18 protein-coding genes are annotated in these 19,837 nt (G+C 70.6%); 16 read left to right on the top strand and 2 right to left on the bottom strand.

All coding sequences use genetic code 11. The features are described from left to right. The first annotated feature begins 7 nt into the window (after nucleotides 1-7). The 4 genes from DEU35_RS03155 (at nucleotide 8) to DEU35_RS03145 (ending at nucleotide 3,720) form a co-directional block, all read left to right on the top strand. Nucleotides 8-871: an ABC transporter permease gene (locus DEU35_RS03155; protein ID WP_246077932.1), complete on the top strand. Its 864-nt coding sequence runs from the start codon at nucleotides 8-10 to the stop codon at nucleotides 869-871. After that, a complete protein-coding gene (locus tag DEU35_RS03150; protein ID WP_147301819.1) occupies nucleotides 844-2,955 on the top strand; it encodes a GNAT family N-acetyltransferase in 2,112 nt (703 codons plus the stop codon). The genes DEU35_RS03155 and DEU35_RS03150 overlap by 28 nt, the downstream gene beginning before the upstream one ends. 142 nt (nucleotides 2,956-3,097) lie before the next feature. Beyond that, nucleotides 3,098-3,316: a hypothetical protein gene (locus DEU35_RS17290; RefSeq protein WP_220340833.1), complete on the top strand. Its 219-nt coding sequence runs from the start codon at nucleotides 3,098-3,100 to the stop codon at nucleotides 3,314-3,316. Beyond that, the gene (locus DEU35_RS03145; RefSeq protein WP_180993369.1) at nucleotides 3,313-3,720 is read left to right on the top strand and encodes an ASCH domain-containing protein; all 408 of its coding nucleotides are present in this window, start codon (nucleotides 3,313-3,315) and stop codon (nucleotides 3,718-3,720) included. Before DEU35_RS17290 ends, DEU35_RS03145 begins: the two co-directional genes overlap by 4 nt. A 9-nt stretch (nucleotides 3,721-3,729) precedes the next feature. Here DEU35_RS03145 and DEU35_RS03140 read toward each other — a convergent pair whose 3' ends face one another. Next, on the bottom strand, nucleotides 3,730-4,137 hold the full coding sequence (locus DEU35_RS03140) for a RidA family protein (RefSeq protein ID WP_116238899.1): 408 nt from the start codon (nucleotides 4,135-4,137) through the stop codon (nucleotides 3,730-3,732). A gap of 51 nt (nucleotides 4,138-4,188) precedes the next feature. Between DEU35_RS03140 and DEU35_RS03135 the strand changes: the two genes are divergently transcribed. From DEU35_RS03135 to sucD, 3 genes are all read left to right on the top strand, one after another. Beyond that, nucleotides 4,189-4,581 (top strand): VOC family protein, encoded by a 393-nt coding sequence (locus DEU35_RS03135; RefSeq protein WP_116238581.1) that lies wholly within the window; start codon nucleotides 4,189-4,191, stop codon nucleotides 4,579-4,581. A gap of 144 nt (nucleotides 4,582-4,725) precedes the next feature. Beyond that, entirely contained in the window at nucleotides 4,726-5,889 is a 1,164-nt protein-coding gene (sucC, locus tag DEU35_RS03130) for an ADP-forming succinate--CoA ligase subunit beta (RefSeq protein ID WP_116238580.1), read from the top strand. A gap of 18 nt (nucleotides 5,890-5,907) precedes the next feature. Then, nucleotides 5,908-6,810, top strand: coding sequence for a succinate--CoA ligase subunit alpha (sucD, locus tag DEU35_RS03125; RefSeq protein WP_056226628.1), 903 nt, complete (start codon nucleotides 5,908-5,910; stop codon nucleotides 6,808-6,810). A 332-nt stretch (nucleotides 6,811-7,142) separates the two neighbouring features. Here the strand turns inward: sucD and DEU35_RS03120 are convergent, their stop codons facing one another. Beyond that, nucleotides 7,143-8,594: an NCS2 family permease gene (locus tag DEU35_RS03120; RefSeq protein ID WP_103206612.1), complete on the bottom strand. Its 1,452-nt coding sequence runs from the start codon at nucleotides 8,592-8,594 to the stop codon at nucleotides 7,143-7,145. Between the two features lie 66 nt (nucleotides 8,595-8,660). Here DEU35_RS03120 and DEU35_RS03115 point away from each other — a divergent pair, with 66 nt between their 5' ends. The 9 genes from DEU35_RS03115 to purH all read left to right on the top strand — a co-directional run bounded on the left by DEU35_RS03115 (nucleotide 8,661) and on the right by purH (nucleotide 19,763). After that, nucleotides 8,661-9,098: a nitroreductase family deazaflavin-dependent oxidoreductase gene (locus tag DEU35_RS03115; protein WP_116238579.1), complete on the top strand. Its 438-nt coding sequence runs from the start codon at nucleotides 8,661-8,663 to the stop codon at nucleotides 9,096-9,098. Between the two features lie 504 nt (nucleotides 9,099-9,602). After that, on the top strand, nucleotides 9,603-12,182 hold the full coding sequence (gene nirB / locus DEU35_RS03110) for a nitrite reductase large subunit NirB (RefSeq protein ID WP_116238898.1): 2,580 nt from the start codon (nucleotides 9,603-9,605) through the stop codon (nucleotides 12,180-12,182). Next, on the top strand, nucleotides 12,179-12,628 hold the full coding sequence (gene nirD / locus DEU35_RS03105) for a nitrite reductase small subunit NirD (RefSeq protein ID WP_258873308.1): 450 nt from the start codon (nucleotides 12,179-12,181) through the stop codon (nucleotides 12,626-12,628). Before nirB ends, nirD begins: the two co-directional genes overlap by 4 nt. Then, nucleotides 12,625-13,860, top strand: a complete 1,236-nt coding sequence (gene cobA, locus DEU35_RS03100) for a uroporphyrinogen-III C-methyltransferase (protein WP_116238578.1) — start codon at nucleotides 12,625-12,627, stop codon at nucleotides 13,858-13,860. Before nirD ends, cobA begins: the two co-directional genes overlap by 4 nt. Continuing rightward, on the top strand, nucleotides 13,857-14,996 hold the full coding sequence (locus DEU35_RS03095; protein WP_103206609.1) for a uroporphyrinogen-III synthase: 1,140 nt from the start codon (nucleotides 13,857-13,859) through the stop codon (nucleotides 14,994-14,996). The genes cobA and DEU35_RS03095 overlap by 4 nt, the downstream gene beginning before the upstream one ends. Further along, nucleotides 14,993-15,763: a sirohydrochlorin chelatase gene (locus DEU35_RS03090; protein ID WP_116238577.1), complete on the top strand. Its 771-nt coding sequence runs from the start codon at nucleotides 14,993-14,995 to the stop codon at nucleotides 15,761-15,763. Before DEU35_RS03095 ends, DEU35_RS03090 begins: the two co-directional genes overlap by 4 nt. Nucleotides 15,764-15,802: 39 nt before the next feature. Then, nucleotides 15,803-17,377 carry a DUF6350 family protein gene (locus tag DEU35_RS03085; RefSeq protein WP_181904555.1) on the top strand — a complete coding sequence of 525 codons (1,575 nt, stop codon included), beginning with the start codon at nucleotides 15,803-15,805 and terminating at the stop codon, nucleotides 17,375-17,377. A 110-nt stretch (nucleotides 17,378-17,487) separates the two neighbouring features. After that, nucleotides 17,488-18,087 carry a phosphoribosylglycinamide formyltransferase gene (purN, locus tag DEU35_RS03080; protein WP_116238576.1) on the top strand — a complete coding sequence of 200 codons (600 nt, stop codon included), beginning with the start codon at nucleotides 17,488-17,490 and terminating at the stop codon, nucleotides 18,085-18,087. Between the two features lie 65 nt (nucleotides 18,088-18,152). Beyond that, nucleotides 18,153-19,763: a bifunctional phosphoribosylaminoimidazolecarboxamide formyltransferase/IMP cyclohydrolase gene (purH, locus tag DEU35_RS03075; RefSeq protein ID WP_116238575.1), complete on the top strand. Its 1,611-nt coding sequence runs from the start codon at nucleotides 18,153-18,155 to the stop codon at nucleotides 19,761-19,763. Nucleotides 19,764-19,837: the final 74 nt, after the last annotated feature.

Raw genomic sequence — 19,837 nt, 5'->3', positions numbered from 1 at the left:
CATCGCCGTGCTGACGACTCGCAACCTCCGCGTGTTCTTTCGAGACCGCGTCGGAGTGTTCTTCTCCTTGCTCTCCGCGCTCATCCTCATCGCGCTCTATGCTCTCTTCCTCGGCGGCATCCAAGTCGACAGCCTCGAAGCGCGGTTCCCGACGGCTCCGGATGCCGATGTCCGATGGTTCGTGAACTCCTGGGTGTTCGCGGGGATCACCATGATCACCACGTTGACGACGTCGATCGCTGCGCTCGGCGTCTTCGTGGACGACAACGTCTCGGGCCGCTTTCGCGACTTCATCGTTTCGCCTATTCGCCGGACTCATCTCATCCTCGGGTACATGATCGCGGGTTTCACGGTCTCCGTCGTGATGACCTCGATCATCATCGCGATCGGCCAGGTGTACCTTCTGACCCAGGGCGACGAGTTGCTGAGCCCCGCCAATGCGGGCGAGACCTGGGGGGCCGTTCTTCTCTCGAGCGCCGCGTTCTCGGCGCTCGCCGCTTTCGCGGTGACGTTCCTGCGGTCCGCGGGAGCATTCACCGCCCTGTCGACCGTCGTCGGGTCGTTGATCGGGTTCTTCTCGGGCGCGTATGTTCCCGCGGGCACCCTGCCGACGTCCGTTGTCGATGGCATCAACCTCCTCCCGTTCGCGCAGGCGGCCATGCTCATCAGACGCCCCTATACCGAGCAGGCGCTCGTCGCGCTCGTCGGGGGACAGGAGGAAACGGCACGCGCCCTTCGCGAGTTCTACGGGATGTCGGCCTCAGTCGGCGGGTTCGCGGTCAGTGCCGGCGTCGCGGTGGGCACGCTCGTGATGGTCGCCGTCGTGTTCGCCTGTCTCGGTGCGTGGCGGTTGTCGCGGACCATCCGGTGATCGTCGTGGTCGACATCCGTGTGTTCGATCCGGTCCGTGACGCGCACCGAGTAGCGGCGTTCTACAACGAAGAGGGGTACGGCCCCATCGCTTCGGGCCGTGCGGCCACCGCCGGCATCCTCCTCGACATCCTCGCCGAACGCGCCGTGAAGCTGTTCATCGTGGCGGAGCAGCACGGCAGGATCGTCGGGACCCTCGGGTACGCCAGGATGTCCGGTCGCCGCGTCGCCCCGGACGGGCAGCTCTTCGCCGTGATGTTCTTCGTCAGCCCCTCCCTGCGCGCCGGTTTCCTCGTCGGTCGGTTGTTCAACGATTCCTTTGCGCGTTTCGCCGACCTCGGTGCGCGATCCCTGCGCGTCGAAGTCGATCCCGCGAATCGTCGGGCTTTCCCCCTCTACGTCCGTATCGGGTTCCGACTGGTCGGTGACGGACGCCCCGACGAGGACGGCTATCTCGAACTCGTCAACCATCTGCCGGGTGTGGCGGCCGCGCTCCAGCCCGAACGATCATCGGTGTCGGGCCCCTCTCGGTACAGTGCCCAGACGATCAGGGAGGCGCGCAGGAAGACCCTGACCAGTGGCGTCGGACGAGATCGAACGGGCGAACCGACGATCTCTTACCACCTCGAGATCGATGGTCGTCCGGTCTCCGCGGTGACCCACGCCGACACCGGAGAGATCCTGTCGGCCACCGTCGGGGGACTCCGGATCGACGGTCGGCGGACCGGCGCGGAGCCTCTCGCCGGTGACTCCCCCGCAGAGGTGGTCCATCCCCTGCCCGGCGGCTTCTCCGCGGTGTTGCAGACCGCGGACGGCACGATTCGCATCGAGCATCCCCGTCATCTCGGTCCGCTCGCCCTGGATCCGTTCCCCGTGGATCGGCGGATTCCGGCCGGGGTCCGTCGTCCGGCGGCACGGATGGTCACGAGCACCGTGGAGGATCAGCGGTGGATCTCTACCGATGGAGAGATCGTGAGGACCGTCGAGTTCGCACGGGGAGGGCTCGACGTCGCGGTGACGCATCGCGACGGGGAGCGCATCGCGATCTTCCCGTGGTCGGGGTTCCGGGCGGCAACGTTGACGGTCACGTCGCCGTCGGCTGGTTCCCCCGCCTCGGCGCATTACATCCGTGGAGTGTGGCCCCGCGATCTCACGGATTTCGAGGCGGCCGCAGAGGATGTCTGCGAGGCGCAGGGTACTCAGGCGGTGTGGATCGAAACGTCCACGGGGCTCGAGCTGCGGATCGAGGTGAATTCCCCCGGACAGTGGCGGATCGAGGGTCCTCATCTTGCTCGCGTCTGCGCCGAGGCGTCGCTGAACTACAGGTATGTTCCCCGAAACGGGTCCGTCTCCGTCATCGCTGCGCGGTCGAGGAACGACGCTCGACGTGGGCGCGAGTCCACGGACCTCCCTGATACCCGTTGTCACGCGCGAGACTCGCCCGTCCGTGTCGAGGCCGCCGCTCGTTGTTCCGCCGCCGATGCCGTCGCCGTCGATGTGAACGAGGGCGTCATGGAATGGAGACTCGGCGGTGTGAGCATCGTGGAGGCGGCACCGCCGGATCGTCGGCTCGGCCCCCTGAGCGGGTTCCGCTCGTCGATGTGGTTCGCGCTGCAGCCCATCCGGTACGACCCTGATGCGGGTGCGGTGTGGGCTCCGCCCGACCCGCGTCTGAGCTATGGAACCGGGATCGACGAATGGTGGGTCGAACCATGCTCGGGTTCGCATCTCATCCTTCACGCGCGCGCGCGACGTGCGGGGTCGAAAACGAGCGAGCTCGTCGTGTATCTCGCGGTGCCGGATGCGGAAGCAGAACTCTGGGACCCCGAACAGGGGTGGTATGCGGAGAGCGCAAGCGGATCCACCTGGCGAGCGTGGACGACGCGATGTCGTATGCATACCCCTCACGGAGTGATGGAGATCGAACCGATGGTGGGTCTCTTCCCCGAGATTCTGGTGAGACGGGGGTCATTCGGCGTCGTCCTGGCGATGCACTCGCAGACCGACCTCCTCGGAGTCGAGGCGGCGTGGCACGTGCGTTTCGTCGCTCGCGCGTCCGCCTCATCCGCGCCGGCCGATGGGTGATGCGCTCCGGGTGGCACAGGATGCCGCCCGCGCGGCGTCGTCACCCCGCCCGCTGTCGATCGCGGTCGTCCCGAGCCAGACGACCGCCGGGACGTGCGCTCGCGCCTCGACGGCCCCACCCGGGATCGCGTACCGTCGACGCGTGACGAACGGGATCTTCAGCTCGGTGAGATGTGAGACCGAGGTGCGGGAGACCGAGACGCCGTACGTCGACCAGCGGAACATCCACTTCTCCGTCAACCGGTGCGGCTTCCACATCGTCGAGTTCTTTCACCCCGGGCATCGCCCCGAGGCCGGGAGCGAGGGCGATCGCCGCGGCCCCGACCGCATGTTCCGGTTCGAGAAGCGGATGCCGGCATGAGCGGCGGCCTGCCCGCGATCGAGTTCATGTTCCCCGGGGCGGGGCGCGACCGGATCGTCGCGGCGATCCGTGCGGGAGAGAAGACGGCGACCAGCTCGCTCGTGCGGGAGTATCTGGTCGCGGGAGACCCGCTGCCTGCCGTCGGGGACCGCGGCGCGGTGGTCGACTCGGCCGGTGAACCGGTGTGCGTCATCGAGACGACCGGGGTGGAGATCGTCGCTCTGCGGGACGTCTCGCTCACCCATGCGCTCGACGAGGGCGAGGGATACACGTCCGTCGCGGAGTGGCGCCGCGGACACGTGCGGTTCTGGACCTCGGATGCCATGCGTGAAGAGCTCGGGGATGATTTCGTCGTCGACGACGACACGTCGGTGGTGTTGGAGCGGTTCGCGGTCGTGGGGTGAGCCTCGCGGTCAGTCGACGACCGCGGCGACCGCCTCGATCTCGACCAGCTGGTCGTCGTAGCCGAGAACGGTGCCACCCATCAGCGTGCTGGGCACGTCATGGTCGCCGAAGGCGTCGCGAACGACGTCCCAGGCGGTGACGAGGTCGGCCTGGCGGGCGGAGGCGACGAGCACGCGCGTGCTGATGACATCGGTCATCTTCGCGCCCGCCGCGCCCAGAGCCCCCGTCATGGTCTCGACGCATTTCGCCGCCTGCGCCGCGTAGTCGCCCACCCCGGCCGTCGAGCCGTCGTCGTTCAGCGGGCAGGATCCGGCGAGGAAGATCAGTCGGGCGTTCGCCGGAGCGGTGGCGGCGTAGGCGTACTGGGCCGCATCCGACAGGGCGGCGGCGCGGATGAGGGTGACGGCGGAGGGCATGGGGCTCCTGACGGCGAGGCGAATGTCGGAGGTCATCGCCAGACTAGGCGCATGCCTCTGTTCGACCACCTCAGTGTCAGCGTCGCCGACGTCGAACGTGCCATCGCGCAGTTCGATCCGATCCTCACCGCCCTCGGCCTGGAGCGGACGGACGGCGAAAACGGGGCGTCGTGGTACGCCGAGGGCGAGACGGAGTTCATCATCCTGCCGGCTCGAGACGCGGCATCCGGTCCCCATGAACACGGGCGGGTCGGCTGGCAGCATCTCGCCTTCGCCGTGAGGTCGCGAGCCGAGGTCGACCGCATGCACGCGCTGGCGACGGATGCCGGCTGGACCGTCGTCCGCGAGCCCAAAGAGTACCCCCGGTTCACGCCGACGTACTATGCGTCGTTCGTCGAGAACGCCGACGGGATCCGCATCGAGTTCATGCACAACCCGGGGTGAGCGGCATCCGCATCCCCTCCCGTCGAAGGGGCAAGGGTCGGGGGTCTCCAGCCCCGTCTAGTAGGGTTGTCGACTGGCGAAGATCTCTTGATATCGAGAGAGTTCGCCTCCTCCCACCACCGATCTCCCAGCGAAGGATTGTCCGTGGATCTCTACGAGTACCAGGCACGTGATCTGTTCGAAAAGTACGAGGTGCCGGTACTCGCCGGCATCATCGCCGACACCCCTGAGGAGGCGAAGGCGGCCGCGGAGAAGCTCGGCGGTGTCGTCGTCGTCAAGGCTCAGGTCAAGACCGGAGGCCGCGGCAAGGCCGGCGGCGTGAAGGTCGCGAAGAACCCCGACGAGGCATTCGAGGCGGCCCAGGCCATTCTCGGCCTCGACATCAAGGGTCACGTCGTCAAGCGCGTCATGGTCGCCGCCGGCGCCCGCATCGCCAGGGAGTTCTACTTCTCGGTGCTGCTCGACCGCGCCAACCGCTCCTACCTCTCGCTCTCGAGCGTCGAGGGCGGCATGGAGATCGAAGAGCTCGCCGTCGAGCGTCCCGAGGCGCTCGCGCGCATCGAGGTCGACCCGATCGAGGGCATCACGCCCGAGAAGGCCCTCGAGATCGCCAAGGCCGCGAAGTTCGACGACGAGCTGGCCCCCAAGGTGGCCGACGTCTTCGTCAAGCTCTTCAACGTCTACAAGGGCGAGGACGCCACCCTCGTCGAGGTGAACCCCCTCATCCAGAGCGAGGACGGCGACATCATCGCCCTCGACGGCAAGGTCTCGCTCGACGAGAACGCCGGCTTCCGCCACCCCGACCACGAGGCGCTCGAAGACAAGGACGCGGCCGACCCGCTCGAGGCCAAGGCCAAGCAGCACGACCTCAACTACGTCAAGCTCGACGGTCAGGTCGGCATCATCGGCAACGGCGCGGGCCTGGTCATGTCGACCCTCGATGTCGTCGCCTACGCCGGCGAGAAGCACAACGGCGTCAAGCCCGCCAACTTCCTCGACATCGGCGGCGGCGCCTCTGCGACCGTCATGGCCGCCGGTCTCGACGTCATCCTCGGCGACGAGCAGGTCAAGAGCGTCTTCGTCAACGTCTTCGGCGGCATCACCTCGTGCGTCGCCGTCGCCGAGGGCATCGTCAAGGCCCTCGAGATCCTCGGTGACGCCGCCACGAAGCCGCTCGTCGTGCGCCTCGACGGCAACCAGGTCGAAGAGGGTCGCCAGATCCTCGCCGCCGCCAACCACCCGCTCGTCACCCTCGCCGCCGGTATGGACGAGGGCGCCGACAAGGCCGCCGAACTGGCCAACGCGTAAGGGATAGGGACAGAAACAATGTCGATCTACCTCAACAAGGACTCCAAGGTCATCGTCCAGGGCATCACCGGCGGTGAGGGCACCAAGCACACCGCCCTCATGCTCAAGGCCGGCACCCAGGTCGTCGGTGGCGTGAACGCCCGCAAGGCCGGCACCACGGTCTCGCACAAGGACGCATCGGGCAACGACGTCGAGCTCCCCGTCTTCGCGTCGGTCGAAGAGGCCATCCGCGAGACCGGCGCCGACGTGTCGATCGCGTTCGTGCCCCCGGCCTTCACCAAGGACGCGATGGTCGAGGCCATCGACGCCGAGATCCCCCTCCTCGTCGTCATCACCGAGGGCGTGCCCGTCGGCGACACCGCCGAGGCGTGGGCGTACTCCAAGGCCAAGGGCGAGAAGACCCGCATCATCGGCCCGAACTGCCCCGGCATCATCACGCCCGGCGAGGCGCTCGTGGGCATCACGCCCGCGAACATCACCGGCAAGGGACCCATCGGCCTCGTGTCGAAGTCGGGCACCCTGACCTACCAGATGATGTTCGAGCTGCGCGACCTCGGCTTCTCGACCGCCATCGGCATCGGCGGCGACCCGGTCATCGGCACCACGCACATCGACGCCCTCGCAGCGTTCGAGGCCGACCCCGAGACCAAGGCGATCGTCATGATCGGCGAGATCGGCGGCGACGCCGAGGAGCGCGCCGCCGACTTCATCAAGGCGAACGTCACCAAGCCGGTCGTCGGTTACGTCGCGGGCTTCACGGCCCCCGAGGGCAAGACCATGGGCCACGCCGGCGCCATCGTCTCGGGCTCGGCCGGTACCGCTCAGGCGAAGAAGGAGGCCCTCGAGGCCGCCGGTGTCAAGGTCGGCAAGACGCCGTCCGAGGCCGCCGCCCTGATGCGCGAGATCATCGAGAGCCTGTAAGCAGCACTCTCTGCGGGGCCCGGATGCCACGGCATCCGGGCCCTTTCGCATGTCCGGCGGGGGCGGGGTGCGGCTGGCCTCGCGCGCGACAGGGTTGCGTGCGTGCGACGACGGGGCGCGAGATCACATGACTCGGCCGAGAACACCTGCCCCGGCGTGTGCGCTCGCCCCGATCACGTGATGTCGGCGGCCGGGCCTGGGCTTCCCGTGCGAGGTCACGTGATCTGGCAGCCGGGCGCCGCCGCCGGGGCCGCATTGCGCGCCGTGCGGAGCACCGCGACAGAGAAGGGGCCCGGATGCCGTGGCATCCGGACCCCTCGCTGGCGCAGGCGTCAGCCGAGCAGGGCCTCGACCGGTCCGCGGGCGAAGAAGACCACGAAGCCGGCGGCGACGATCCACAGCAGCGGGCTGATGCGGCGCGCGCGACCCGACAGGGCCTGGATCAGCACCCAGCTGACGAAGCCCGCGCCGATGCCGTTCGCGATCGAGTAGGTGAGGGGCATCACGGTCACCGTGAGGAAGACCGGGATGAGCACCGACATGTCGCTGAGGTCGACGTGGCGGATCTGCGCCATCATCAGCGCGCCGACGATGACCAGGGCCGCGGCGGCGATCTCGGTGGGGACGATGCTCGTCAGCGGGGTGAAGAACATCGCGAGCAGGAACAGTGCGCCGGTGACGACGTTGGCGAGTCCCGTGCGGGCGCCCTCGCCGATGCCGGAGCCCGACTCGATGAACACGGTGTTCGACGACGACGAGGTCGCACCACCCGCGACGGCGCCGATGCCCTCGATCACGAGCGCCGAGCGCAGACGCGGGAAGGTGCCGTCGGGGGCGGCGAGGCCCGCTTCGCGGGAGAGGCCGGTCATCGTGCCCATCGCGTCGAAGAAGTTCGTGAACACGAGCGTGAAGACGAGCATGAGGGCGGCGAGCACACCGATGCGACCGAACGAGCCGACCAGGTCGACCTGACCGACGAGTGACAGGTCGGGAAGGCCGACCCACTGCGCGGGGAGCGTCGGCACGCTGAGGCCCCAGCCGCCGGGGTTGCCGTCGGCCTTCGCGCCGAGGCCCGTGACGGCCTGGACGATGACCGCGATCACGGTGCCCGAGAGCAGACCGATGAGCAGCGCGGCCTTGACCTTGCGCACCAGCAGCACGGCGGTGATGACCAGGGTGAGCACGAACAGGGCCGTGGGGATCGTGGTGATCGAGCCTCCGACGCCGAGTCCGACCGGCGGAGAGCTGAGACCGGTCGAGGTGACCAGACCGCTGTCGACGAAGCCGATGAAGGCGATGAACAGTCCGATGCCGACCGTGATCGCCGTCTTCAAGGCGAGGGGCACCGCCTCGAAGATCATGCGGCGCAGGCCCGTGACGGCCAACAGCACGATGATGAGGCCGTTGATGACGACGAGGCCCATCGCCTCGGGCCAGGTGACCTGACCGACGATGCCGACCGCGAGGAACGAGTTGATGCCCAGGCCCGCGGCGAACGCGAACGGCAGGCGCGTGACCAGACCGAACAGCATCGTCATCACACCCGCGGTGAGCGCGGTGACGGCGGCGACCTGCGAGAAGCCGAGCGCGTTGCCGGCGACGTCAGGAGTGCCCGACAGGATGATCGGGTTGAGGATGACGATGTACGCCATCGTGACGAAGGTGACGACGCCGCCGCGGATCTCTCCGCCGACGGTCGAGCCGCGGGCGGTGATCTCGAAGAACCGGTCGAGGCCGTTCTTCGGTTCGGGGACGGCCGTGGTCTCGGGAGCGGAAGCGCTCATGAAAGCTCCAGGGAAAAGGGGGAGGGGCTAGACCGGAGGGGAAGACGCCGACGTATCGTGTGAGCTATGTCACTCTCAGGAGAGTATCTCCCCAGCACCAGCGAATGTGCCCGTCAGCAGGCAGAGACCTTCGAAGCCACGGGGGGCAAGGAGTCCGCCGACATGCGGGGCGTACCCATCATCGTCCTCACCACCGTCGGCGCCAAAACCGGTGGTCTGCGCAAGACCGCCCTCATGCGCGTCGAGCACGACGGAAAGTACGCGGTCGTGGCATCCAAGGGCGGTGCTCCCGAGCATCCCGCGTGGTTCTACAACCTCGTGAAGAACCCTCGTGTGGCCCTGCAGGACGGCGACGTGAAGAAGGAGTACGACGCGCACCAGGCCGAGGGCGCCGAGCGCGAGGAGTGGTGGGGCTACGCGACCGAGGTCTGGCCCGACTACGACGAGTACCAGAAGAAGACCGAGCGCCGCATCGAGCTGTTCGTGCTGGAGCCGGTGGACTGAGGCGTCACCCGCGCGCCTGAGCTGCTGAGTGTCCAAGACACCCGGTCGTGTCGAAATTTCATCCGGGTGTCTTGGACACTCAACGCGGGTCGCACGCGCTTTGGCGCCACGCGCGGACTCGGGTGCCACGCGCGCGCGAGCTTGTCGCCGCCGAAAAGTTGAGTGTCCAAGAAACCCGGACGTTCTCGAAATTCGTCCGGGTGTCTTGGACACTCAACGAGAATCACCGGTACGAGCGGGACCGGGGAGGACGCGGCAGCGGCGGATGCCGAGACGTCACGGCCGCGAGCACGCACGGGCCCCGGACGGAGAGCGGATGCCGGGACCCAAACCTCACACCACAGTCACCGCCGCGTGAGCGAAACGTTCGCCGGGGGTAACGCCGGGGCGAGGCCGGGGGAAACCTCGGCTGCCTAGCGTCGGGGCATGGCCCGCTCGAACCCCGCAACCGGAACGAAACACGCCGCAGACGCCCCGGCAAACTCCGTCGCGTACGGTGACGGCATGCTCCACCCCGCGTCATCCGGATCCGTCGTGGTCGTGGGTGCGGGGATGGTGGCCCACCGCTTCGTCGAGAGCCTCACCAGCCGCGACACCGACGGCCGCTGGTCGATCACGGTGCTCGGCGACGAGGCCCGCGGTCCCTACGACCGGGTCGGCCTGACCGGGATCTTCACCGGCAAGACGCCGGACGACCTGGCCCTCGACGCGGCGGTCCTCGACCACGACCGTGTGCGGGTGCACACCGACGCCCGGGTCACGAAGATCGACCGCGCCGCCCGCACCGTCACCACGGTCGGCGGCTCCCTCCACTCGTACGACCGCCTCGTGCTCGCCACCGGGTCGTACGCCGCGCGCCTCGCCCTCGACGGCTTCGACCACCAGGGGTGCTTCGTCTACCGCACGCTCGACGATGTCGCCGGCATGCGCGCCTGGGTCGCGAAGCGCTCGGCCCAGCTCGGCCGGCCCCTGCGCGGCGCGGTCGTCGGTGGGGGTCTGCTCGGACTCGAGGCGGCGGGAGCGCTGCAGGCCGAGGGCGTCTCGCCGTTCGTCCTGCAGTCGAACGAGCGGCTCATGTCGGCCCAGCTCGACCTCGGCGGCGCGAAGGCGCTGCAGCGGCTCATCGAGGCGCGCGGCATCGAGGTGCGCACGAGTTCGGTGACGACGCGGGTGGATGCCGACAAGACCGGCGCCGTGTGCGGCCTCGAGCTGCGCGACGGCACGTGGGAGGCCGTCGACATCGTCGTCTTCACGGTCGGTGTGCGCCCCCGCGACGAGCTCGCGCGCACCGCGGAGCTCGCGGTCGATCCGCGCGGCGGGGTCGTCATCGACGCGGGCTGCGATACCTCCGACCCGGCGATCCTCGCGATCGGCGAGGTCGCCAGCTTCGACGGACAATGCATCGGCCTCGTCGCTCCCGGCTACGCGATGGCCGAGGTCGCCGCGACCCGCCTGCTCGGGGGCGAGGCCGCATTCGACGGCTTCGACACCTCGGCGAAGCTCAAGCTCTCGGGCGTCGAGGTCGCGAGCTTCGGCGACGCGTTCGCCGAGACCCCCAACGCCCTCGACGTCACGTACGCCGACCCGATCTCGGGTGTCTACAAGAAGCTCGTGCTGAGCGACGACGCGCAGACGCTGCTCGGCGGCATCCTCGTGGGTGACGCCTCGGCTTACACGTCGCTGCGCCCCCTCGTCGGTCGCGCGCTGGGCGGCGATCCCGCCGCGTACCTCATGCCGTCCGACCTCGCGCCCGCCCCGCAGGGCGACCTGCCCGACGACGCCATCGTCTGCTCGTGCAACGGCGTCACGGCCGGTACCGTGCGCGGCGCCGTCACCGAGCACGACTGCGCGGATGCCGCCGAGGTCAAGGCGTGCACCAAGGCGGGAGCGGCCTGCGGCTCGTGCTTCACGCTCGTGAAGAAGCTCGTGGCGACCGAGCTGGCGGCATCCGGGAAGGAAGTCTCGAACGGTCTGTGCGAGCACTTCTCGTTCACGCGCGCGCAGCTGTTCGACGCCGTCCGCATCTCGGGGCTGAAGACCTTCACCGCGATCGTCGAGCGCTTCGGCACCGGCCGCGGCTGCGACATCTGCAAGCCGGCGCTCGCGAGCATCCTGGCCAGCCTCTACTCGGGGCACGTGCTCGAGGGCGAGCTCGCGACGATGCAGGACACCAACGACCACGTGATGGCCAACATCCAGCGCGACGGGACGTACAGCGTCGTGCCGCGCATCGCGGGCGGGGAGATCACCCCCGACGGTCTCGTCGTGATCGGCGAGGTCGCCCGCGACTTCGGGCTGTACACGAAGATCACCGGCGGCCAGCGCATCGACATGTTCGGCGCTCGCCTCGAGCAGCTGCCCGCGATCTGGAAGCGCCTCGTCGACGCCGGCTTCGAGTCGGGACAGGCCTACGGCAAGTCCCTGCGCACCGTGAAGTCGTGCGTCGGACAGACGTGGTGCCGTTACGGCGTGCAGGACTCGGTCGGCATGGCCGTGCAGCTCGAGCTGCGGTACCGAGGCCTCCGCTCGCCGCACAAGATCAAGTTCGGCGTCTCGGGCTGCGCGCGCGAGTGCGCCGAGGCGCGCGGCAAGGACGTCGGCGTCATCGCGACCGAGGCCGGCTGGAACATGTACGTCGGCGGCAACGGCGGCTTCACCCCGCGCCACGCGGTGCTCTTCGCCGAGGGTCTCGACGACGACGGCCTCTTGCGGGCCATCGACCGCTTCCTGATGTTCTACATCCGCACCGCCGACCGGCTGCAGCGCACGGCTCCGTGGATGGAGGACTACGAGGGCGGCCTCGAGGCGCTCAAGGGCGTCGTGTTCGACGACACGCTCGGCATCGCCGACGACCTCGACCGCGCCATGGCCGCCCACATCGACAACTACGAGGACGAGTGGGCCGCGACCCTCGCCGACCCCGAGAAGCTCAAGCGCTTCCAGAGCTTCGTCAATGCCCCCGACACCGCCGACCCCACACTGGCGTACGTGGCGGAGCGCGGCCAGCCCCGCCCGGCGACCGCCGAGGAACGCTCCTCCGGTGCGGTCTTCATCGGCGGCACGACCCTGGCGGTGCGCTCGTGACGATCCTGGAGGCGACGAACATGGATGCCGAGACCCCGGCGCCCGACGCATCGGTCGACGCCCTCGCGGGCGCAGGGCGCTCCGCGTGGACCCGCATCTGCCGGGTCGACGACCTGCTCGTCGAGCGCGGTGCCGCAGCCCTCGTCGGCGACCGCCAGATCGCCCTCTTCCGCACCTTCGACGGGCGCATCTTCGCCACCGACCAGGTCGACCCGTTCAGCGGGGCCGCCATACTGTCGCGCGGGATCGTCGGCGACCGCGCGGGCGTGCCCACCGTCGCCTCGCCCATGTACAAGCAGGTGTTCGACCTGCGCACCGGCGCGTGCCTCGACACACAGGGCAAGGAGCCGCTCTCGGTGCGCGTGCACCCGGTGGCGGTGACCGACGGTGACGTGTTCGTCAAGCTCGCCCCCGTGGCGGACGACGGAGAAGGAGACCCCCGATGATCGCTCTCGCAGGACTCGACCTCACCGACAAGCTCGTCGTCTGCGTGGGCGGCGGTTCCGTCGCCCAGAGACGTATCGCCCGGCTGCGCGCGGCTGGTGCCCGGGTGCGGCTCGTCGCCCCCGTCGCGACGCCGGCCCTCGCCGCCCTGGCCGCGTCGGGCGATATCGCGTGGATGCCGCGTGGGTTCGTCGCTGAAGACCTCGACGACGCCTGGTTCTGTCACACGGCCACCGGCTCGGCATCCGTCGACGCCGCCGTCGTCGCCGCCGCCGACGCCCGCCGCGTGTGGTGCGTCAACGCCGGACACGGAGGCAAGGGCACCGCGCGCCTCGCCGCCGAGACCGCGAGCGGCGACGTCATGGTCGGGGTCGTCTCGACCGCCGGCGCCGATCCTCGCCGTAGCGTCGCCGTGCGCGACGCGATCGCCCAGCGCCTCGCCGCGGGCGCCCTCCCTCTCCGCCGCCGACGTCGTCCGCTCGTGGGGAGCGTGGCGCTCGTCGGCGGCGGTCCCGGCCCGATCGACCTGATGACCGTGCGCGCCCGCGCCCTGCTCGCCGAGGCCGACGTCGTCGTGCACGACCGCCTCGGACCCACCGGCGTGCTCCGTGAGCTCGGCGACGACGTGGAGCTCGTCGACGTGGGCAAGCGCCCCCAGCACCACCCCGTGCCGCAGGACGAGATCAACGCGATCCTCGTCGATCGCGCCGCGAAGGGCCTCCGTGTCGTGCGACTCAAAGGCGGTGACCCCTTCGTCTACGGTCGTGGCGGCGAAGAGGTGCTCGCGTGCCGGGCCGCGGGCATCCCGGTCGAGGTCGTGCCGGGCATCTCGAGCGCCATCGCCGTGCCGTCGGCGGCGGGGGTCCCCGTGACTCACCGCGGCGTCGCCGGCACCCTGCACGTCGTGAACGGTCAGGAGACCCCGAGCGAGGCCACCCTCGCGGCCCTCCGCGACGACAGCGCCACCGTCGTCGCGCTCATGGGCGTGAGCGCCCTACCCCGTTTCGTCGCCGCGGCCCGCGCTGCCGGTGCTCCCGAGACCCGCCCCGTCGCCTTCGTCGAGAACGGCCACACCCCCGCTCAGCGCACGATCCGCACGACGCTCGGAGCAGCGATTCAGGATGCCGAGGCCCACCGGCTCGCCAACCCCGCCGTGCTCGTGTTCGGCGAGGTCGCCCGGGCAGATCTGCTCATGCCGGTCGCGGTCGCGGCGCAGGGGGAGGGCATCGGGTGACGACACCCGCGCGGACGATCAGCACGGTGCTCCTCGGATGCACCGTGCTGCTTCCCGTCGACCGGCGGTCGGGGGAGCTGTCGGCCGCGCTCGAACGGCACGGTGCTCGCGTGCGGGTCGCCCCGGCGCTGACGATCATCCCGCACGTCGACGACGACGAGCTCATCGCCGCGACGCGCCAGCTCGTCGCCGACCCGCCCGACGTCGTGGTGGCGACCACCGGGGTGGGTTTCCGCGGGTGGATGGAGACCGCCGACGAGGCGGGGCTCCACGACGAACTGAGCGCCGTGCTGCAGCGCGCACGGATCGTGGCCCGTGGGCCCAAAGCGCGCGGGGCGATCCAACAGGCGGGGTTCGAAGCCGACTGGGTCGCCGAGAGCGAGACCTCGGCGGAGCTGCGCGACTTCCTCGTCGCCGAGGGCATCGCGGGGCTCCATGTCGCGGTCCAGCACCACGGCTCCGGAGCCGACGGCCTCGACGACGCCTTCGAGGCAGCGGGCGCGCGCGTGACGAGTCTCACGATCTACCGGTGGGGCCCGCCGCCCGACCCCGAGGCCGTGGCCGCCTCGACCCGGCAGGTCGCCCGCGGCGAGATCGACGCCGTGCTGTTCACCTCGGCCCCCGCGGCCCGCGAGTGGATCCTGGCTGCCGAGCGCGCCGAGGCGCTCGCGGGGGTGGCATCCCGTGCGCGAGACGGACGGGTGCTCATCGCGGCGGTCGGCCCGATCACGGCCGGTCCCTTGCGCGACGCCGGGATCGATCCCCTCGTCCCCGACCGCGGGCGCCTGGGCGCGCTCGTGCGCGCGGTGGTCACGCACTACGGCGGGGCCGATGCGCCCGTCCTCGCCACGACGGCCGGGCTGCTCGGCATCCGGTCGTCGGGGATCGTGCTCGACGGGGAGTTCACGCCGCTCCCGCGCACGGGCGTCGAGATCCTGCGAGCTCTCGCGCGCGTGCCCGGCGCGGTCGTCTCGCGCGCCGACCTGGTCGCGGCGCTGTCGAACGCCGAGGCCAGCGGCCACGCCGTCGAGGTCGCCGTGGCCCGCACCCGCGAGGCGCTCGGCGGCGCCGATCTCATCCGCACGGTCTACAAACGCGGATACCGGCTCGACGTGATCGATGAGGAGGACTCATGACCGCGGTACTCATCGCCTGCGCCCACGGCACCCGGTTCGAGGAGGGGCGCGTGGTCGTGCGCGAGCTCCTCGAGGTCGTACGCGCGACCGCCCCCGCCGGTGTCGAGGTGCACGAGGCGTACGTCGACGTGCACGGTCCGTACGTCACCGACGTCGTCGCGGCCGCACGCAAGCGCACCTCAGACATCGTGATCGTGCCGCTCCTGCTGTCGACCGGGTACCACACCGAGGTCGACCTGGTGGAGGCGGCCGGCGGTCTTCCCGTGGCTCCCGCGCTCGGCCCGCACCCCGTGCTGGCGGAGATCCTCGCCGATCGCGTCCGCGAGGCGGGAGCGGGAGCGGGCGACACCGTCGTGCTGGCCGCGGCCGGTTCCACGCGGCCGGGCGCGGTCGTCGACGTCGAACGCATGGCGGAGCTCATGGCCGAGGCCGGTGTCGCAGGCCCCGTCGTGACGGCGTACGCCGCGGCATCCGATCCCCGCATCCCGGATGCCGTGGACGCTGCGCGCACCGCCGGTCAGCGAACGGTCGCAGCGAGCTACGTCCTCGCCCCGGGGCACTTCTCGCGTGTCATCGAGAAGGCCGCGGCCGACCTGACCACCGCCCCGATCGGAGCGGATCCGCGGGTGGCGACGGTGGTGTGGGAAAGGTGGCGCGACGCGCGGCGTGCGGGGACCGGCGCGGAGGCGACGGCGTCGGTCGGGGCCGCCCGGGGCGTGCTGGACGCACTGCGCGCTCTCGTCTCGCGCGCTCGCCGCCGCGCCTGAGAGGCGGGCCGGGACGACGCGGGTAGGGTTCCTTTGCCCATGCATCGCCTCCTCATCGCTCTCCTCGCCGCCCTCGACGCCGTCCTGGCTGCCGCGGGCGGTATCGCGGTGGTGCTCGCGCCGCTCGCGCTGCTCTGGGTCTTCGGCATCGGCGATCCCGACTGGGGCGCGCTCTGGCCCGCGTCGGCCGCGGTCTGGCACCTCGGCCACCTCGTGCCGGTGACCATCACCCTGCCCGACGCGTACCTCGCCGCGACCGGCATCGACCCGAGCTTCGCGACCTTCACGCTCTCGCTCGCGCCCCTCGCCTTCGCCGCCTTCACCGGCCTCTTCGCCGCCCGCTCGGGTTCCCGCGCCGCCGAGGCGGGCTCCGGTCTCACCGGGTGGCTGTCAGGCTCGCTCGTCTTCGCGGCGCTCTCCGCGGGCATCGCGCTCACCTCGCAGGCCTCGCTCGTGACATCCGAGACCTGGCTCGCGATCCTGCTGCCGTCACTGGTCTTCCTCGTGCCCTCGCTCATCGGTGCCATCGCGGGCGCGTGGCGCGTCGGCGACGACGGCCCTGTCGACGCCGTGCGCGGATGGATCGAACGGATGCCGTCGACCTGGGCGTCCGTTCCGGGACTCGCCCTGCGCGGACTCGCCATCGCGACCCTCGGGCTCGTCTCGGTGGGCGCCGTGGTCGTGCTGGCGGGGCTGATCGCCCGCGCTTCGCAGGTGATCGGGCTGTACCAGGCGAGTAACGCCGACGGCGTCGGTGCGACCGTCATCGCCCTCGGCCAGCTCCTCTACCTGCCCACACTCGTGCTGTGGGCCGTGTCGTTCGCCGCCGGACCCGGCTTCGCCCTCGGCACCGACACCGCGGTCACCCCCGCGGCGACGCAGGTCGGTGCGCTTCCCGGCATCCCGGTGCTGGGCGCGGTGCCCGATTCGACCTCGTCGTGGCTGCTGCTGCTCGTGCTGCTGCCGGTCGCCGTGGGGGCGCTCACCGGGTGGATCCTGCGATCCCGGATGCCGGTCACCGCCGGCCCCGAGCCGCTCGCGCCCCGACTGGTCCTGGCCGTCGTGGTCGCGGTGCTCACCGGGGGAGTGGGGGCGCTCGCGGCCGTCGTCTCGTCGGGGTCGATCGGCCCAGGACGCCTCGCCGACACGGGCCCGCAGCCGGGGCCGCTCGCCCTGACCCTCGGGCTCGAGGTGCTCGTGGGCCTGGCGATCCTGCTGCTCAGCCCGCGTCTCGGTGGGGACGAGGGCGACGAGCGGCACGAGGAGCCCGATGAGCGCGGCTTCTCGTACGCCGCGCGCGAGCACGTGCCCTTCGACCGCGACGAGCACGGGACGGGCCCGACCCCCACGGGGTCGCCCACCGGGGCGGGGATCCCGCACGACGTGTGGCCGAGCGCGTACCGTGACCCGGATGCCGTCGCCACCGACACCGGACTCGGGGCGCGGGGGAGTGCTCTCGGCGCATTCTCTTCGCCCGTGCCGGCCGTTTCCGCGCCGCCCGTTTCCGAGACCCCCGCGGCGGGTTCGAGCGGCGAGCTCAGCGACGACGAGGTGCGCGCGCGCATCCGCGCGGCCTGGTCGGAGCACGGCGGCGAGCCCGACGGCACGAGCTGAACCGGGCGCGATCGGGGCGGCCGGACAGTGGCGCCCGGACGCGGTGTCCGAGTGGTGCTGCCGGTCCCGAGGGGCCCGCGCGCGCGGACGCACCTGCGTAGACTGAGCGCGTGCTCACGGTCGCCGTCCTCATCTCCGGCGCCGGCTCGAACCTCCGCGCCCTGCTCGAGGCGGCCTCGGCCCCCGGGTTCCCGGCGCGCGTGATCGCGGTCGGCGCCGATCGCGAGGCCGACGGCTTCGCCTACGCCGAGCACTTCGGCATCCCGACCTTCCTCGTTCCCTTCGGGGCGTTCGCGTCCCGCGAGGAGTGGGGCGCCGAGCTCGGTGCGCAGCTCGCCGTGTGGAATCCCGACCTGGTCGTGCTCAGCGGCATGATGCGCCTGCTGCCCGCGGACCTCGTCGCCGAGTGGGAACCGCGCATCATCAACACCCACCCCGCGTACCTGCCGGAATTCCCCGGAGCGCACGGGGTGCGCGATGCCCTCGCCGCGGGCGTCGATCAGACCGGAGCGAGCGTGATCGTCGTCGACTCCGGCGTCGACACCGGCCCGATCCTCGCGCAGGAACGCATCCCCGTGCTTCCCGGCGACGACGAGGACTCCCTGCACGAACGCATCAAGCCCGTCGAGCGACGTCTGCTCATCGACGTCGTCCGTCGGATCGCCGAGGGTGAGCTCGACCTCGCCGCCACGGCATCCCGAACCGCCTGACCCGCTCGACGGGCGCCGGCCCGTCACGCACCCGAACCCGACTCGAGACACAGGAGCCGAACGCCATGGCCGGACCCCGCCACGACCCCGCCGACTACCGCCCCCGCGACGTCGTCCCGATCCGCCGAGCGCTGGTGTCGGTGAGCGACAAGACCGGTCTGCTCGAACTCGGCGCAGCCCTCGCCGCCGCCGGAGTCGAGATCGTCTCGACCGGTGGCTCGGCCACGCTGCTTCGCGATGCCGGCTACGACGTCACCGACGTCTCGGCCGTCACGGGCTTCCCCGAGTCGCTCGACGGGCGCGTCAAGACCCTCCACCCGAGCGTGCACGCGGGTCTGCTCGCCGACCTGCGCCTGGCCTCGCACGAGGCGCAGCTCGAGCAGCTCGACATCCGCCCCTTCGAACTCGTGGTCGTGAACCTCTACCCGTTCGTCGAGACGGTGGCATCCGGTGCCGAGGGCGACGACGTCGTGGAGCAGATCGACATCGGCGGCCCCGCCATGGTGCGTGCATCGGCGAAGAACCACGCGAACGTGGCCATCGTCGTCTCGCCCGAGTCGTATCCCGCCATCATCCAGGCTCTGCAGACGAACGGGGGGACGAATCTCGTGCAGCGTCGCGAGCTCGCGGCGCGCGCCTTCTCGCACACGGCCGCCTACGACACCGCCGTGTCGACGTGGTTCGCCGAGGGCACCCTCGCCGACGACATCGACCTCCCCGCGCACCTGACCATCCAGGCCGAGCGCCTGTCGACCCTGCGCTATGGCGAGAACTCGCACCAGCGCGCCGCGATCTACACGCGCGTCGGCGGACATGGCATCGCCCAGGCGACGCAGCTGCAGGGCAAAGAGATGTCGTACAACAACTACGTCGACGCCGATGCGGCCCTGCGCGCCGCCTTCGACATGGTCAAGCCGGCCGTGGCGATCATCAAGCACGCGAACCCCTGCGGTATCGCGGTCGCGGCCCCGAACGCCCTCGACCCGATCGCCTCGGCGCACCTGCGCGCGCACGAGTGCGACCCCGTCTCGGCCTTCGGCGGTGTGATCGCCGCGAACCGCACGGTCACGCTCAAGATGGCCGAGAACCTGCGTGACATCTTCACCGAGGTCATCATCGCCCCCGACTTCGAGCCCGAGGCGCTCGAGGTGTTCAAGCTCAAGAAGAACCTGCGCGTGCTGCGCCTGCCGGCCGACTGGCAGCAGGAGCGTATGGACGTGCGCCTCGTCTCGGGTGGCCTGCTGCTGCAGGACGCCGACCGGTTCCCCGACGACATCGAGTCGGTGGCGAAGAACTGGGAGCTCGTCTCGGGTGAGCGTCCCGCCGACGAGGACATGGAGAGCCTCATCTTCGCGTGGAAGTCGTGCCGCGCGGTGAAGTCGAACGCGATCGTGCTCGCGAAGGGTTCGGCCACGGTCGGCATCGGCATGGGCCAGGTCAACCGCGTCGACTCCTGCCGCCTCGCGGTCGAGCGCGCCGGTGACCGCGCTGCCGGCTCTATCGCGGCATCCGACGCTTTCTTCCCGTTCGCCGACGGCCCGCAGGTGCTGATCGACGCCGGGATCACGGCGATCATCCAGCCCGGCGGGTCGGTTCGGGATGCCGAGGTCGTCGACGCCGCGCGCGCCGCCGGCGTCACGATGTTCTTCACGGGAGAGCGTCACTTCTTCCACTGAGCCCGCTCGGTGCGTTCGACGCCGTCGCAGCTTCGGTTGCGGCGGCGTCGTCGCGTGTGCGGGGGCGGGGCGCG

Origin of the sequence: Microbacterium sp. AG157 (assembly GCF_003385695.1) — a bacterium.
GTDB classification, from domain to species: Bacteria; Actinomycetota; Actinomycetes; order Actinomycetales; family Microbacteriaceae; genus Microbacterium; species Microbacterium testaceum.
Note: the sequence above shows the minus strand (reverse complement) of the source record. Positions and strands in the feature narration are given on the sequence as shown.